We start from the raw sequence: 15,735 nt of genomic DNA, 5'->3' as shown, positions 1-15,735 counted from the left end.
CGAATTATGGTTCAAAGACTTGCAGCGTTACCGTGCAGCTGGAGAAGCGAAGATTAGTCTTCTCAAGCGGAAGTACGGTTTGAACCGCAGCAGGTATCGGGGCTTTGTCGGCTCAAAATGCTGGGTCGGCTTCGGGATTCTGACCCACAACCTGCAAAGAGCGGCAAAAATGCTCCAAAACTAACATGGAAACCGATCATTAGGGAAAGTTCCCCCTCACAACCCAGCCAGCAACCCGAAACTATTTTTGAAAATCGACTTTTTCAGGAGCAACTAGATAGAGATGTTGAGCATCAAAATCATGGCGATCAATATCGAAATAAAGAGGGCGAGCTTTGACCTGATTGTCATGGAAAGCGCCTCCCGAAACATGATGTCGTCAATTCATTAGACAACGCGGCGTCAGGGTCTGTCAATTGATGCGGAAGTCTGTCGCGAAGAAACGCAGGAAGCGGGGGAAAAGGAGCCGGGAGGAGGCGGGCGTGGAGTTCGCGCAAGCGCCGCAACCGCTTGTTTACTCGAAGGCGTAAGCGCCGTAGCCGTCTCGTTCCCCGGAGGCGTAAGTCCATAGCCGCTCTCCTCCTTGCGGTGCAAGGGACGGATTGACGGAGGACTAGCATGTCCCTATAATGGCTGCAATACGTACAACCCGTTTTCGGAAGGATGGCATTCATGAATCCCTCGTCCAATTCGCTTGCGCAGAACGGCTCCAAACGCATTTCGATCGCGCTGATTCTCGGTCTGTTGTCCGCTTTCGGCCCGTTTTCGCTGGATATGTATCTCCCGGCCCTCCCTATGGTGGCGGAAGATTTGCATACGAGCGCGCCGATGGCGCAGTTGAGCTTGACGGCATGCTTGCTGGGCCTGTCGCTGGGCCAACTGTTCATCGGTCCGATCAGCGATGTGCGGGGGCGAAAATTACCGCTTGCGATCGGCTTGGCGCTGTATGCGATCGTATCCGTGTTCTGTGTGTACAGTCCGTCCGCCGGTGCGTTTATCGCGCTGCGGTTCGTCCAGGGGCTCGCCGGCGCGGCCGGGATCGTCATATCCCGGGCGGTGGCGCGGGACTTGGCGTCGGGCAGCGAGTTGACCCGATTTTTCTCGTTGCTGATGCTTGTCAACGGCGCGGCGCCGGTGCTGGCGCCGGTTGCGGGCGGGCAACTGCTGCGCTTTACGGATTGGCGGGGCGTCTTTGTGGCGCTCGGACTCCTCGGGGTCGTATCGCTGCTCGCCGCCTTGTTCGGCTTGCCGGAGTCGCTTCCCGCGGAACGCCGGGCTCGCGGCGGAATCGGGCAGACGCTGCGCACCTTCCGCCGGATTGCGGGCGATCGCGAATTTATGGGGTACGCGCTGCCGCAAGGCTTCGTGACGGCGGCCATGTTTGCCTATATATCCGGTTCGCCTTTTGTTCTGCAGGGGATTTTCGGCGTTTCGCCGCAAACGTACAGCCTGATCTTTGCCTGCAACGGCCTGGGGATCATTCTGTTCAGCCAGGCTGCCGGACGGCTTGCCGGACGCGTCGACGAACGCAGGCTGCTGGCAGCGGGACTGGGTCTTGCGTCTGCCGGCGGACTCGGCTTGCTGGCCGTCCTGCTTCTGGGCGGCGGCCTGTGGGCCGTGCTTCCGCTGCTGTTTGTGGTCGTCTCTTGCGTCGGGCTGGTCGGAACGGCTTCGTTTCCGCTGGCGATGCGCAAGCAAAGCGAATCGGCGGGAAGCGCGTCGGCGCTGCTGGGGGTGCTTTCGTTCGTGTTCGGCGGGATCGTGTCCCCCCTGGTCGGCATCGGCGGCGAGCAAACGGCCGTTCCGATGGGGGTGGTCATGGCGGCTGCCAACGTGCTTGCAATCGCGCTGTACTATACGATGGTCGGGCGGAAAAAACGCGATCGCGGCATCGCCTGAGCGGCGGACGGCGGTATGCGGTCGGCGGTTTGGCCGCCGGGGCCGTGTGAAAAATATCGCACCGTTTCGGCACGCCGGCTGGTATACTGGTAATATTGGAAGTAATTGAAAAAAAGGGGGCGTTTCCGTGATTCCGGAAGGAAATGTGAAAAGCAACATCGAGCGGTTCTCCGGCTTCGAGGGATTGTACGACTCGTACCGTCCGCAGGCGCCGGTGCTGGTCGTGGATTTGTTGACGGGTTACCTGGGCGGAAGGCCTTCGCTTGTCGTCGATGTGGGCTGCGGAACCGGATTGTCGTCCTTTATTTGGCGGAAGGCGGCCGACCGGGTCGTCGGGATCGAACCGAACGGCGACATGATCGGCAAAGCAAGGGAGAAGCTCGCGCTTCTGCCGCCGGACGACGCGGGCCGCTTCGCCTTCGTGCAGGGCTATTCCAACGAATTGGACCTGGAATCCGGATCGGCGGACATCGTGACTTGCTCCCAGTCGTTTCACTGGATGGATCCGGTCAGCACGCTGCAGGAAGTCGGCCGTGTGCTTCGTACGAACGGGATTTTCGCGGCCTACGATTGCGATTGGCCTCCCCAGGCGAGCTGGACCGTCGAAAGCGGCTACGAAAGACTGCTCCGCTTAGCGGACGAAGCGATTGCCCGGCGGGTGCCGGCTGCGGACCGGGCGGTGAAGCGGGACAAGGGCAAGCATCTGGAAAACCTTCGGGCGAGCGGCGTGTTTCGTTACGTGAAAGAAATGGTGTTCCATAACATCGAGCGCTGCGATGCCGATCGCTATATCGGCCTTGCGCTTAGCCAGGGGGGCGTGCAGACGGCGCTCAAGCACGGCGCGGAGGAGCTTCGGGATGAAATCGACGCGTTCCGGAAGGAAGTCGAGGCGTATTTTCGGGGCCGGACGCTGGATGTCATGTTCGGGTACCGGATGCGGCTCGGCATCAAATAAAAATGAAACAAGGATCGCAACCGCTCCGCCTGCAGCACGGGGGTGCGATCCTTCTTTTATGCGAGTTTGCGGCGAAAATAGCCGGATATCAGGTCGATCAGCGTCACGGTGACGATAATGCCGAGCAGAATGATGCCGACCCGGTCCCAATGGCGGGTGGTAAGCGCGAAGATGAGCGGCGTGCCGATGCCGCCGGCGCCGATGATGCCGAGAATGGTGGCGGAGCGGACGTTGATCTCGAAGCGGTACAGGGTATAGGACAAAAAGCCGGGCAGCACCTGCGGGATGACGGCGAACCAAAGGACTTGCAGCCGGCTCGCTCCGGTGGCGATAAGCGCCTCGGTCGGCCCGGCGTCCATGTTCTCCACTTCCTCCGAAAACAGCTTGCCGAGCATCCCGATGGAATGCAGGCCGAGCGCCAGCGCGCCGGCGAACGAGCCGGGCCCGACCGCCTTGATGAACAAAAGCGCCATGACGATCTCCGGGAACGTCCGGATAAAGCTGAGCACGAACTTGCCCGCGCCGGACAGCGCCATCGATTTGTTGCGGCTGGCGGCGGCCCAGAAGGCGAACGGAATGCACAGAACCGCGGAAATGAAGGTGCCGAGCGCCGCGATGGCGAGCGTGTCGAGCAGGCCGCGCAGCAAGTCCTCGCCGTCGGGCAAATAGACGTAGTCCCAATCCGGGGAGAAGATTCCCTGGATAATCGAGCGCGTGATTTTTCCCGCAGTCTCCTTGATTCCGGAAAATCGAATGTCCCAGAATGTCCAAACATAAATCAGCACAAGGGCAATAGCGATAAGCCAATGCAGCCACCGGTTGCGATTCATAGCAATTTCTCCCGCAGCTTCGTACTGAAATAATCGATCGCCAAGACGACCGCCAGCGTGAGCAGAATGATCGAATTGGTCTTGTCGTATTCGAGAAAGCCGAGCGTCTTCTCGTAGTAGAGGCCGATGCCCCCGGCGCCGACGAGCCCCAGCACGGCGGCCGCCCGCACGTTGATCTCGAACGTGTACAGCACGTAGGAGATGAAGTGAGGGAGGATCTGCGGCACAACGCCGAACGCAATCCACTGCAGCTTGCTCGCGCCGACCGACGTCATCGCCTCCAGCGGCCCGCGGTCGATCGTTTCCAGCGATTCGTACGTCAGCTTGGCGATCAGGCCGACCGAGAAGACGGCCAGCGCCAGGATGCCGGGAATGAGCCCGAGGCCGAAAATGGCGACGAAAATCGCGGCGAGCAGCAGATCCGGTATGGTGCGCAGCAGGTTCAGGATGAAGCGAGCGATCTGATAGACCCACGGGGAACGCACCATGTTGTTGGCGGCGAGAATGGAGAGCGGGATCGCGAAAATCGCGCCGATGGTGGTGCCGGCAATCGCCATGCGGATCGTATCCAGCATCGGGTTTACGATGTTGTCGAAGTAAGCCCAATTGGGCGGAAACATCTCTTTAAGCAAATCCCACATATTCGGAATGCCGGAAATCAGCCTTCCGAACGAAGCTTCCGTCTGAACGGCACTGCCCCACAGCAAGAAAAGAACGATAACGAACGTGAGCGCATGCTTCAGCTTGCCGGGCGGCTTCGGCAGTTGTTTCGTCTGGGCGTTCATAGGGACTTCTCTCCGAGCAGCTCGTCTTCTTGGATCGGACGGCCGTAGATTTCCGCGAACCGTTCGTCCGTCGCTTCGGACACCGGCCCGTCGAAGACCACTTCGCCGGCGCGAAGGCCCACGATGCGCGTCGCGTATTCCCTCGCCAGATCGATATAGTGCAGATTGACGATGGTCGTAATGCCTAGCTCTTGATTGATTCGCTTCAGGTCGTCCATCACTTGCTTGGTCGTAAGCGGGTCCAGCGAAGCGACGGGTTCGTCGGCAAGGATAATTTTGGCTTCCTGCGCCAGCACACGGGCGATGGCGACGCGCTGCTGCTGGCCGCCGGACAGCTGGTCGGCCCTTATGTACGCTTTTTCCGCTATGTTGACCCGATCCAGCGCTTGGAGGGCCAGGTGGATGTCCGCTTTGGGGAAGCCGAACAGGGTGCGCAGGCCGGAATGGTAGCCGACTCGTCCGGCCAGTACGTTGCGGAGAACCGAAGAGCGCTTCACCAGGTTGAAGCTCTGGAACACCATGCCGATATCGCGGCGAATGCGGCGGAGCTCTGCGCCCTTTGCCGCCGTAATCGACTTGCCGTCAATCCGGATTTCGCCTTCCGTAATTTCGTGCAGCCGGTTGATCGAGCGCAGGAGCGTGGATTTGCCGGCGCCGGACAAGCCGACGATGACGACAAACTCGCCTTTTTCAAAGGTCAGATTAATGTTGCTTAGCCCCTTTGTTCCGTTGGGATAGGTTTTGGATACGTTGCGGAGTTCGATCACGGATCGATCAGTCCTTTGGCCGGTGGTTGAAAATAGAAGATCAGCCAGCGAATAACGCGTATTCGGCTGGCTGTGTATGAAGCGGTACGGAGAGCCGGAGTGTCCGGTGGGAAGGAAGCCTTTTGCCTGTTACTCGGTTTTGACTTTCTTATTGTATTCGCGAACGATATCGAAGATGCTATCGTTGGACTCGACATAGCCGCGATGGGAATAGATATCGTAAATGATTTTGCCGCCCTCTTCATCCTTGCCGATATCGATAAAGGCCGCTTTCAGCTTTTCGATAAATCCGGGGTCCATATCGGAACGCACCGAAATCGTGTCGTTCGGGATCGGCTCCGTAAACGTCAGCACCCGGGTATCCTCAAAGACGGTCGGGTAGTCTTTCTTGACCGTATTGCGCGCATCCTGGAAAATCGCGGCGGCATCCACGTCACCGTTCAGAACGGCGATAACGCCCTGGTCATGTCCCTTGACCGTAATCGGCTCCACGTCCTTAAGCGGGTCGAGTCCGGCTTCCATCAGCTTGGCGGCGGGCCATACGTATCCGGCGGAAGAGGTAACGTTCTGGTAGGCGATCTTTTTGCCTTTGAGGTCTTCCACTTTTTGAATCGGCGAGTCCTTTTTGACGATGATCATCGACTTGTAAGAATCCACAAGCTCTGTCGTTTCCGCTCCGGTCGCGTCATCGACGCCGTAACGCTGCGCTTGCAGGATGACTTCGGCCGCCTCTTTTTCCTTCGCCAACACGTATGCGGTCGGAGGCAGGAAGCCGACGTCGACCTGTTTGGACGCCATCGCTTCGATGATCGTGTTGTAGTCGGTGGAGACGCTGACCTTGACGTCGATGCCCAGACGGTCGCTCAGCAGCTTTTCGAGCGGCTTTGCCTTGGCTTCGAGCGTATCCGCGCTTTGCGAAGGGACGAACTGAACGGTGAGCGTCTTCGGAACATAACCGGCGGGCGATTCGGAAGGGGACGGGCTTGAGGATTCGGCGGCCGCCGGACTCTCGCTGGGGCTTGCGGAAGGGCTGCCGTTTGAGCTACTGTTAGAGTTATTACCGCACCCCGCGACAAACACCAGCGCAATCGCCAACAAAAACGCGATTTTTGTAAAATTTCTTGACATACTATCCCTCCACTTTTCTATCATTTGGTATATCCTGCAATAATAGCTATCATAGCACAGGGGGTTTGACCCTGTCATGACAGAATTGTAAAAATGGAGTAAATTTTCTGTTAATTGCGAATGGAAAACAAATTGAACGCGAATTGTACAGGAGGTTATAAGATTGAACTCACAAAAAACGGCTTTCGTCACGCTGCTGTTCACCAGCGACATTCACGGGCATGTGTACCCGACGGATTATCGGGGACCGGGGGAACGAAATCTCGGCCTTGCCAAGCTTTCCACTCTCATCCGGAAAGAGCGGCTGTCGGACCCGTCTCTGCTGCTGCTGGACAACGGAGACCTGATTCAGGGGACGCCGTTTATGTATCACTATGCAAAATACGGCGGGAAGGGCACGCATCCCGCCGCGCGTGCGCTGAATCATTTGCGGTATGACGCGGCCGTTGTCGGCAATCACGAGTTCGACTACGGGCTGGATTTGCTTCGCCGGACCGTCCGGGACTCCGCGTTTCCGTGGCTTTCCGCGAATATCGTGAACGGGGAGGACGGGAAGCCGGCGTTCGGGAAGCCTTATTTGATCCGAGAGACGGACGAAGGAATCCGGATCGCCGTGCTTGGCCTGACGACGCACTATATTCCGAATTGGGAGCATCCGGACAACATCCGGGGGCTTGCCTTCGAGGACGCGTTGGAGTCCGCCCGGCGCTGGATCGCGCATATTCGCGAAGCCGAACGGCCGGACGCCGTCGTCGTCTGCTATCACGGCGGCTTCGAACGGGATCTGGCGACCGGCGAGCCTGCCGAACCGCTGACCGGCGAGAACCAGGGCTATGCGATGTGCCTTCAGCTCGAGGGAATCGATGTCCTGCTGACCGGGCACCAGCACCGCCTTCTGGCCGGGGAGCTGAACGGCGTGACGATCGCGCAGCCGGGGAGCGCCGGGCAGGCTATCGCCAAAGTTCGGCTGGAGTTCGGGCGGAACGCCGGCGCAGGCTGGTCCCTTCGCGGCAAAAGCGCCGAGCTGCTGGCGGTAGACGGGACGGTTGAAGCCGATCCGGAAATGCTGGCCCTATTTGCGGACGACGAGCGGAACACGCAGCAATGGCTCGACCAGCCGATCGGAGCGGCGGAAGGCGACATGTCGATTCCCGATTCGTTCAAGGCGCGGCTTGCCGATCATGCGTTCACCGAATTCGTGAACCGGGTGCAGATGGAGGCGACGGGGGCGGACATTTCCTGCACGGCGATATTTACCGACGAGGCGAGAGGGTTCGGGGAACGGATCACGATGCGCGATATCGTCTCGAACTATATTTATCCGAATACGCTCAAGGTGCTGCGTTTGACCGGACGCGACATCAAGGCGGCGCTGGAGAAGAGCGCCTGTTACTTCATGCTGCAGGGGGAAGGGCGGCACATCCGGATTTGCCCCGCTTATCTGGCTCCGAAACCGCAGCATTACAACTACGACATGTGGGAGGGCATCGAATACGAGCTGGACATTTCGAAGCCGGAGGGCGAGCGGGTCGTCAAGCTGCTCCGCGGCGGCGTTCCGCTAGAACCCGATCAGCCGTACGAGGTCGTCATGAACAGCTACCGTGCAGGGGGCGGAGGCAATTTCGACATGTTCCGCGGCAAGCCGGTCGTCCGCGAAATTCCGACCGACATGACGGAAATCATGGCGGATTACATCCTGGCGCGCAAGACGATCCGGGCGACGTGCGACCATAACTGGAAAGTCGTGTATTGACGGCGACACGGCTTGAACGGCGCGCAAGCGGCGGCCTTGCACCGATCCGGCAGGGACCGCCGCATGCGGCTCGTGCAACCGCGTTGGCCGGCTGTTCGCCAGTAAGTTGGCCTGGGGGCAGGGCGTTTTGCCCGGCCAGTGGGGGGCAGCGCGAGCCCGAATTGCCTTTTCCGCATTTGGATTGCGGGGATTCACCCCAATGGGCTGAGCAGTTGCCTTTACAGCAACTGCGTGGCGTTTTGCCCGGCCAGTGGGGGTCAGCGCGATCCCGAATTGCCTTTTCCGCACTTGGATAGCGGGAAATCGCCCCAATGGGCCGTGCAGTTGCCTTTACAGCAACTGCACACCTTCTCTCTCGCAGGTACGATCATAAAGCGAGGCCCTCGCCGTGCAATCGTTCGGTATCGGACAGAAGACACTCGCCGTCCGCGATTTCGGACGCTGCAAGGTCGAAGGAGCGAGCCGGACGGCATGGACGGCATAAACGGAGGGGCCGCCTTCGGCTGTGGCTAGCCGCTCGGCTCGCGCCGCTCCGTCGGTCCGATTTACGTTTTGGATAGCTTCAAATACGCGCGAAAAAACACGATTTCCCGGGCAATTTCGTCGAAACGGCCACTTAGGCACGACGTCTTGCAGTAGACGCCCAGCTTGAAGTTACGATAAGATGCGGACAAGCGCCGCTATCCTTTTTTATGCGCGGGTTTGCCCGACGTATCGGGCGGTTTTCCGGCATTTGCAGACGGGAGAAGGCGTTTTTGAGACGAGAAACGGATGGTTAAAGATAAAGAGGAGCCGACCGATGAAATTTGCGATTCAGTATTTGTCTTTCTTTGTGATACAGAACGACGGATCGTCCGATCAGGAGCATGCGAGGCGGTACAAACACTACCAGACGCTGGATCATGCCGGCTACGAGGGCAGCGAGATCAAATCGTTTTTGGACGCGGAATTTACGCGCATCGCCAAGCGCAAGGCCGACGTTCATGCGGAGTCGGAGAACGCGCCGACCAAGATCGGAAGATTTGTCGTCGAGCCGGGGCACGATCCCGACAGCAACCCGAACTACAATTTGTTCCAGAGGCTGCGCACCGCGGCGGACAAGCAGCAGTTCCAGTACGCCGCCGACGACATGGTCAGGATCTACATGAATACGAGCGCGGTCCGGGGCGGGGCGTTTATCGTGGCGCTGGGCAAGCTGAACGAGCTGTTCGACGATCCGTTCGTGTTTGTGCTCAAGTGCGATTTCGAGTCGAAAATTGCCCGCGTATCCGATGAGCGGAGCCTGATCTCGCGCGTGGAAATGGCGATCAGCGCCCGCAACATCAAGTCTATCCAGTACCCGCACATGCCGGAGGAGGGAATGCTGGAGCCGTTCGAGCTGAAGATTCACCAGGCTTCCCATGCCCGTTACTTCGAGGATTTCCTGAAATACGTCTCCTACGAAAAGTCGAAGCCCGAAATCGTGACCGACCAGGTGCTGAGCCTGGTTCAACAGTATATCGAAACGAAGTGGCAGGGCGGCAAAGAGGGCGAAAACAACGATCCGGCCTTTCTGGCCGCAGCCGCGGCTTACGAATCCGCGAACCCGGAAACGAGCGGCGAGTCCCTTGAAGAGGCCGGCGCGCATGCGGAGGCGGAAGCGGGGGAAGCGGAAGGAGAGGCGGAGCGGGACGACGAAGGGCTGCGGAAGCTGACCGGGGAGCCTGCAAGCGGCGCGGAGCCGTACGGCCATCCGGGCCGGATTCTCGAGGAGAGCCAGTACGAGGCTTGGGCGGCCAGCGACAAACGGAAATTGCAGGAAAAATGGACCCACGAGGACGTGATGGAAGCGACGTCGCGGATCGTCGAGCTCCAGCCGGAACTGGAGCTGAGGTTCAAGCTGGACGGCATTTCGGTCAAGGCGCGAATGGCCGATTACGGCAACAGCCTCCACATCGCCCGGTTCAACGGGCGTTACGTCGTGCTGCTCGAAGGCGACGCGTTCCAGTTCGAAAAAGGGCTGTCGCCGGTCGAACTGCTGTACCCCGACGAATTAAAAGACGTTCTGGAGAGGATCGGGAAGACGGATCGCGGCGCATCTTACGAAGTTTGAAGCTGGGTTCATCGGGCGCCATACGCGTCTCTCTCAACGCGCGTTGCGGCGCAGGATGGCGCACGGGTTGCCCAAAACGGCGCTGCCGCCTAACTCGTAACGGCGGCGCGCTTAGACCAGTAAAATGAGGCGTTGATCATGAGGTCGACTATCCCGTACGAATCGGCAAACACAGCCCCGCTCGGCAAGCGGATCGCAGCCCGGCTGCGCCCGGAGCGCGGGCGGCTGTACCGGTACGACACCGCGCTGTGGCGGGCGGCGTCGGCCGGCGTATGGACCGCCGGGAGCGCAATGGCGGCGGTCAGCATCCTGGGCGCGCCTACAGGACATGGGGCGGGGCTCGACATCGCGGCGGCCGTCGCCATGAATACGGCCGGGCTGATGCTTGCGGGGCGGCTTGCCGCCTGGCTGTTTGCCGCGCTGCGCCTGGCCGCGCCGGGGTTTGCGGCGGGAGCGGCGCTCTATACGGTTGCCGAAATTGCGCTCTTGCTGTATGTCAACGATCTCGGCTGGGCGTTCTCTCTTGTCTTTGCCCTGGTTTCGACTGCCGTGGCCGCGCTGGCCGGCACGCTGCTCCGGCTGACGCTCAGCCGCCGCTTCGCCTGGCGCGTCAAGCTGGGGGCCTGGCTTGCCGTGGCGTTGCTTGCCGCGTCGGCTGCCTATGCGGCGGACCGAGCCGGGGAACCGGCGGGTCTTCCGGCATCGGCGCAAGCCGGCAGGGCCGGCGCCTCCGCCGGGCCTTGGCTGGCGGACGATCCCAGCCAACCGGGCGGCTACGCATACTTCGCTTTTACATACGGCAGCGGCCAAGACCGGTGGCGGCCGGAATACGGAAGCGATGCCGATATCGTGTCCTCTTCCGTGGACGCCTCCGCTTACATTGACGATTGGCCAAGGCTTCGGAAATGGTTCTGGGGATTCGACGAGCGCTCTCTGCCGCTGAACGGCAGCGTGTGGATGCCGGAAGGAGAAGGGCCGTTTCCGCTTGTTCTGATCGTTCACGGCAATCACCTGATGGAGGATTTTTCCGACGGCGGCTACGCGTATTTGGGCGAACTGCTGGCCAGCCGCGGTTTTATCGCGGTTTCGATCGACGAAAATTTCCTGAACTACTCGGCCTGGTCCGGCATTCCCGATGAGGATATGAAGCCGCGGGCGTGGCTGCTGCTGAAGCATATCCAGCAAATCCAGGCTTTTGCCGCGGATGCGTCGACGCCCTTTTTCGGCCGCGTCGATTTTGGCCGGATCGCTCTCATCGGCCACTCCAGAGGGGGGCAGGCGGTGGCGATGGCGGCCGCTGCGGACCAATGGTTTGCACAGGACGGTTCTTTGCCGGACAGGGGCAGCTATACCATTCAAAGCGTGGCGGCGCTTGCGCCGACGGACACGGCGGTCGACGGCAAGAGGACGGCGCTCCGGGACATATCTTATTTGACCCTGCAAGGGGCGGCCGACGCGGATATCACCAATTTTTACGGGGATCGGCAATATCGGCGCGTCAGCTTTTCTCCTTCATCGCATCGGTTTAAGGCATCGCTGTATATCGCAGGCGCCAATCACGGGCAGTTCAATACATCCTGGGGAAGGTTGGACGATTCGCTCCCGGCCGGCTTGTTTCTTCGCGCTCCGGCTCTTTCGGGCGAGCAGCAGCGGCAAATTGCGAAGGTCTACCTGGCCGCTTTTGCGGAAGCGACATTGCATGGGAAGGACGAGTACAGGCGGCTGTTTCGCGATTACCGTGCCGGGGCTCCGTTTTTGCCCGATACGGGCTACTGGAGCCGATACGAGGATGGAGGGTTCGTGCCTGTCGTCCGGTATGAGGAGGCCGGCGATATCCGGTCGCTGCCGCACGGCGTCAAGGCGGAGGCGGCGGGCGTGTCCTTCTGGTCGCACGAAGAAGCGAAGGACCGGGACGGGAACGGAACCGGCAACAAAGCGGTGAAGCTGAAATGGAACGAGGCGGCGAAGTATACCCTCTTTTCCAAAGGGGCGCTGGCGCTGCCCGGCGTTTGGGAGAACGGAGCGGACGGCGCCAGCCTTACCTTTGCGATGGCCGATCCGGGCGAAGAGCCGGGCGACGAAACGGAAGACCCCGATTCCGCCGAAGAGCCGGATGAAGCCCGCCCGAATCAAGAAGAGGACATGCGGCAAAAGGAGGACGGAACGCCCGACCCGCTGTCGGCGGTAGAAGTGGAGCTTGCGGACGAGTTCGGCGCCGCCGTTCGCATTAAGCTTAGCGATATCATGCCGGTGTCGCCTTCGCCCGCTACGACGTTCACGCGTTTGCCCTGGCTGGAAAAAACGATGGACGGCGGCAAGTACGATGAGTCGGTTCAATCCGTGTTCCAGACGTATGAGATTCCGCTCGAGCGGTTTGAAGAGCAGAATCCCGATTTCGATGCGGAGGACATCACCCGAATTACGTTTGTGTTTCCGGAAGGACCGGGCCAGGCGATGTTGGACGATATCGGATTTTCATGATCGGTCGGGTTGACAGCCGAAAAGTTGAGAATTATACTGTGCGTAAAAAAGCACAGATAACTTCCGAGCGATTACGATGCTTATAGGTGTAACACGATCCTAAAACAGAGGAGTGGGAGAAATGTCCCTGGAAACAGAAGCGAAACAACAGGTGAGCTTCGATTCGGTCATCCGCGAGCGGCGTTCGGTTCGCCATTACGATCCTTCCGTCTCGATTTCCGAGCAGGAACTGAAGGACATGATCAAGGAAGCGACGCTTGCGCCTTCGAGCAACAACATCCAGCCGTGGCGCTTTCTGATCATTCAAGATCCGGAGCAAAAGCAGCGCCTGCTGCCCATCGCCTTCAACCAGCAGCAGGTCGTCGAAGCGGCCGCCGTCATTGCCGTGCTTGGCGACAAGGAAGGCTACAAGCAGCTGGGCAAGATCTGCCGTCTTGCGGTTGAAGCGGGCTATATGACCGAAGAGTTCGCTTCCCAGTATACCGAGAGAACCGTCAAAACATACGGCTCTTTGCCCGAAGAAAGACTGGAACGAATTCTCCTCATCGATGGCGGACTGGTCAGCATGCAGTTTATGCTTGTGGCGAAAGCCCGCGGCTACGACACCGTTCCGATGGGCGGCTACGATGCGCAAAAGCTGATCGCCGAATTCCGCATTCCGAGCCGGTACGTTCCGATTATGCTCATTGCGGTCGGCAAAGCGGCTTCTCCGGGACGGCCCACTTCCCGGCTGCCGGTCGAAGATATCACGTTCTGGAATACGTTTTGACCTTGTAAAAGGTCCTTTCTGCCTCTTCCGGAATGGCAGAGAAGCCCGTTTTCGGTCCGAGCGGCCCGAAAGCGGGTTTTTTGTTTGCTCAAGCGTTTAATGAATCAGCCTGCTTTCGCGGGCTCTTGCGACCATGGCGGCGGAGGCGCGGTTGATGATTCGTTTCAGCGAAAGTCCGACGACAAGCGAGGCGGCCGCGTACGCGGACAGCCGGAGCAAATCGGCGCGGACGAGCTTCCCCACGATGCCGCCGGTTGCTTCGCGCATCAGGCCGATCGCGGTGAAGGAAACGGGGCCGTCATGCCTTGTTTTCCGCCATGCGCGGTTCGCGTATGAACCTCCGTCCGGACTGAAAAACTAAAGGAACGACGCTTCGAAACGGAAAGGAGAACCTTCATGCCGGTATGGTCGATCGCGCTTATCGCCGTTTGCGGCGTCGCCGCGCTGCTGATCTTTTTCTGTCTGTACTTGTACCGTTTCGCTTTTGTACGTAACCGAAAAATGTTTATGAACCTCCATTCGGACATGCCTCATGTGGACGCAAGCGTGATCCGGGAAGCGCAGGAATGGTTCCGGTCGCAGCCGTTCGAGCAAGTGAAGATCCGGGCGGAAGACGGCATCCCGCTGCACGGCCACTATTTGGAAACGCCGTCCGCCGGCAACAAGGCCGTCATTCTCGCTCACGGCTACTCTGGTCAAGGCGAGGATATGGCCATTCTGGCGAGGATTTACAAGGAGATGGGGTATGCGGTGCTGATGCCCGACAACCGCGGCCACGGCGGCAGCGGAGGGCGCTATATCGGGTTCGGATGGAAGGATCGCAAGGACTATGTCCGCTGGATCGATTATCTGATCAAGCGAAAGGGCGATGACGTCCAAATCGTGCTGCACGGCGTCTCCATGGGAGGCGGCACGGTGCTGATGACCGGCGGCGAACCGCTTCCGCCCCAGGTGAAGTGCATCATTTCCGACTGCGCCTACAGCTCGCTGAAAGGCATTTTGTCGTATCAGCTCAAGAAATTGTTCAGATTGCCGTCGTTCCCGTTCATTCCGCTGACGAGCCTGATCTGCAAATTAAGTTCCGGATATTTCTTCGGGGAAGCCTCCGTCGTCCGGCAGCTTGGCCACAATTCGAAACCTGTGCTGCTGATTCACGGCGGGGAGGATACCTTTGTGCCGACCTCGATGGTCAACGAATTGTATGACGCGATCCGGTCCGCCAAGGAGCGGTTGATCGTCCCCAAAGCGCAGCACGGCAATTCGCTGCTCATCGACCCCGAAGGCTATCGGAACGCGATCGCGCGCTTCACCGGGCGCTATGTAACCGACGGCTGAAAAACCTTGGATGGGGATCGTCCGATCCGCCGGCCGCTTATCGGCGTAAGCGGCCTTTTTTTCTTCCGGATAACGAATAAAGATATTTAGGGAAACCAAAGGCAGGTCTGGAACATTTCCCGTTTCAACGTGATTATGCTGCTTCTGGTTGTGTTCGGAGGCCTTTTGATTTTCGGGTTTTCCGAAAACATTAAAGGTCCGGCCATTCCCGCCATGCAAACGAGGCGCAGCTCGGTCTGCTGCTCTCCCTCAATTCGCTCGGCTATTTGCTCGCCTGCTCATTTACTTCCTCCCTTTCCAATCGAATCGGGATCCGATTGACCGGCATTCTCTCCTTCGCTTCAATGGCGGCCTCCGGCGTACGGGTGTCTCCGCAAAAGAGGTGCTGTAAGGCGCCGGGCGCGGGCGTTTGACAGGGAAATGGGAATTTGATATGGTTTTATCGTTGAATTATTCGAATATAGAACTATTCGAGGATGAAACTATTGTGGACAATCGGTTATGCAAGCAGGCTATCGAACGGTACAAGAAGGCGATGTTCACCGTTCAGCGAAGGGTCAATGCGCTTATCCGGGAGCTGATGCCCGCGGATTTGACGGTCGACCAATATTACGTCATCGATTACATCCGGTCGCACGGCAAATGCACTTCGTCGGAGCTCGCGGAGGTGTTCTGCGTCGGCAAAAGCTCGATTACGGCGATTATGACCCGCCTGTTCGACAAGCAGCTTGTGCTGCGGGTGCCGGACGAGAAGGACCGCCGCGTCATTACGCTGCTGCTGACGGAGGAGGGGGAGAAGCTGGCCAACGAATTGGGAGCGAAAGTCGAGGAAATGTTGTCTGGATATATGAACCTGTTCGGCGAAGAGGAGACGGAGCGCTTTTTGGCCACCTTCGAGAAACTGGCGCAAGTTATCGTTCAACCGCAGGAGAGGGGTTAAC

Annotated in this window: 14 protein-coding genes; 9 read left to right on the top strand and 5 right to left on the bottom strand. The window is 59.2% G+C overall.

Translation table 11 applies throughout. From position 1 onward, the window contains the following. The 3 genes from F560_RS25180 to F560_RS0118165 form a co-directional block, all read left to right on the top strand. Nucleotides 1-184 (top strand): transposase (locus F560_RS25180; protein ID WP_019007195.1); only part of this gene is annotated, 184 nt, incomplete at its 5' end. Nucleotides 185-672: 488 nt separating this feature from the next. After that, entirely contained in the window at nt 673-1,899 is a 1,227-nt protein-coding gene (locus F560_RS0118170) for a multidrug effflux MFS transporter (protein WP_019007193.1), read from the top strand. 127 nt (nt 1,900-2,026) lie between these two features. Continuing rightward, a complete protein-coding gene (locus F560_RS0118165; RefSeq protein WP_019007192.1) occupies nt 2,027-2,854 on the top strand; it encodes a class I SAM-dependent methyltransferase in 828 nt (275 codons plus the stop codon). 56 nt (nt 2,855-2,910) lie between these two features. Here the strand turns inward: F560_RS0118165 and phnE (F560_RS0118160) are convergent, their stop codons facing one another. The 4 genes from phnE (F560_RS0118160) to F560_RS0118145 all read right to left on the bottom strand — a co-directional run bounded on the left by phnE (F560_RS0118160) (nt 2,911) and on the right by F560_RS0118145 (nt 6,364). After that, the gene (gene phnE / locus F560_RS0118160) at nt 2,911-3,684 is read right to left on the bottom strand and encodes a phosphonate ABC transporter, permease protein PhnE (RefSeq protein ID WP_019007191.1); all 774 of its coding nucleotides are present in this window, start codon (nt 3,682-3,684) and stop codon (nt 2,911-2,913) included. Continuing rightward, nucleotides 3,681-4,469, bottom strand: coding sequence for a phosphonate ABC transporter, permease protein PhnE (gene phnE / locus F560_RS0118155; RefSeq protein ID WP_019007190.1), 789 nt, complete (start codon nt 4,467-4,469; stop codon nt 3,681-3,683). The genes phnE (F560_RS0118160) and phnE (F560_RS0118155) overlap by 4 nt, the downstream gene beginning before the upstream one ends. Continuing rightward, nucleotides 4,466-5,236, bottom strand: a complete 771-nt coding sequence (gene phnC, locus F560_RS0118150) for a phosphonate ABC transporter ATP-binding protein (protein ID WP_019007189.1) — start codon at nt 5,234-5,236, stop codon at nt 4,466-4,468. Before phnC ends, phnE (F560_RS0118155) begins: the two co-directional genes overlap by 4 nt. Before the next feature lie 129 nt (nt 5,237-5,365). Next, nucleotides 5,366-6,364 (bottom strand): phosphate/phosphite/phosphonate ABC transporter substrate-binding protein, encoded by a 999-nt coding sequence (locus F560_RS0118145; protein WP_019007188.1) that lies wholly within the window; start codon nt 6,362-6,364, stop codon nt 5,366-5,368. 163 nt (nt 6,365-6,527) lie between these two features. Here F560_RS0118145 and F560_RS0118140 point away from each other — a divergent pair, with 163 nt between their 5' ends. From F560_RS0118140 to F560_RS0118125, 4 genes are all read left to right on the top strand, one after another. Further along, entirely contained in the window at nt 6,528-8,117 is a 1,590-nt protein-coding gene (locus F560_RS0118140; RefSeq protein ID WP_019007187.1) for a bifunctional metallophosphatase/5'-nucleotidase, read from the top strand. 799 nt (nt 8,118-8,916) lie between these two features. Then, a complete protein-coding gene (locus tag F560_RS26300) occupies nt 8,917-10,209 on the top strand; it encodes a DUF3900 domain-containing protein (RefSeq protein ID WP_019007186.1) in 1,293 nt (430 codons plus the stop codon). 138 nt (nt 10,210-10,347) lie between these two features. Beyond that, the gene (locus F560_RS23600) at nt 10,348-12,690 is read left to right on the top strand and encodes an alpha/beta hydrolase family protein (protein WP_019007185.1); all 2,343 of its coding nucleotides are present in this window, start codon (nt 10,348-10,350) and stop codon (nt 12,688-12,690) included. Between the two features lie 121 nt (nt 12,691-12,811). Then, nucleotides 12,812-13,459 carry a nitroreductase family protein gene (locus F560_RS0118125; RefSeq protein WP_019007184.1) on the top strand — a complete coding sequence of 216 codons (648 nt, stop codon included), beginning with the start codon at nt 12,812-12,814 and terminating at the stop codon, nt 13,457-13,459. 96 nt (nt 13,460-13,555) lie between these two features. Here the strand turns inward: F560_RS0118125 and F560_RS25660 are convergent, their stop codons facing one another. Further along, nucleotides 13,556-13,726 (bottom strand): hypothetical protein, encoded by a 171-nt coding sequence (locus F560_RS25660; protein WP_019007183.1) that lies wholly within the window; start codon nt 13,724-13,726, stop codon nt 13,556-13,558. Between the two features lie 129 nt (nt 13,727-13,855). Between F560_RS25660 and F560_RS0118115 the strand changes: the two genes are divergently transcribed. Further along, nucleotides 13,856-14,794: an alpha/beta hydrolase gene (locus F560_RS0118115; protein WP_019007182.1), complete on the top strand. Its 939-nt coding sequence runs from the start codon at nt 13,856-13,858 to the stop codon at nt 14,792-14,794. 487 nt (nt 14,795-15,281) lie between these two features. Beyond that, the gene (locus tag F560_RS0118110) at nt 15,282-15,734 is read left to right on the top strand and encodes a MarR family winged helix-turn-helix transcriptional regulator (protein WP_019007181.1); all 453 of its coding nucleotides are present in this window, start codon (nt 15,282-15,284) and stop codon (nt 15,732-15,734) included. The last annotated feature ends 1 nt before the right edge of the window (nt 15,735 follow it).

The organism is Cohnella laeviribosi DSM 21336 (assembly GCF_000378425.1).
Lineage (GTDB): Bacteria > Bacillota > Bacilli > Paenibacillales > Paenibacillaceae > Cohnella > Cohnella laeviribosi.
The sequence above is the reverse complement of the archived record's forward strand: the minus strand, read 5'-3'. Positions and strand labels throughout refer to the sequence as shown.

Bases quoted from the DNA above. Each gene is read 5' to 3' on its own strand.
- phnE (WP_019007190.1), bottom strand. From the start codon at position 4,469: ATGAACGCCCAGACGAAACAACTGCCGAAGCCGCCCGGCAAGCTGAAG.
- phnE (WP_019007191.1), bottom strand. From the start codon at position 3,684: ATGAATCGCAACCGGTGGCTGCATTGGCTTATCGCTATTGCCCTTGTG.
- F560_RS25660 (WP_019007183.1), bottom strand. From the start codon at position 13,726: ATGCGCGAAGCAACCGGCGGCATCGTGGGGAAGCTCGTCCGCGCCGAT.
- F560_RS0118115 (WP_019007182.1), top strand. From the start codon at position 13,856: ATGCCGGTATGGTCGATCGCGCTTATCGCCGTTTGCGGCGTCGCCGCG.
- F560_RS23600 (WP_019007185.1), top strand. From the start codon at position 10,348: ATGAGGTCGACTATCCCGTACGAATCGGCAAACACAGCCCCGCTCGGC.
- F560_RS0118170 (WP_019007193.1), top strand. From the start codon at position 673: ATGAATCCCTCGTCCAATTCGCTTGCGCAGAACGGCTCCAAACGCATT.
- F560_RS0118145 (WP_019007188.1), bottom strand. From the start codon at position 6,364: ATGTCAAGAAATTTTACAAAAATCGCGTTTTTGTTGGCGATTGCGCTG.
- F560_RS26300 (WP_019007186.1), top strand. From the start codon at position 8,917: ATGAAATTTGCGATTCAGTATTTGTCTTTCTTTGTGATACAGAACGAC.
- F560_RS0118125 (WP_019007184.1), top strand. From the start codon at position 12,812: ATGTCCCTGGAAACAGAAGCGAAACAACAGGTGAGCTTCGATTCGGTC.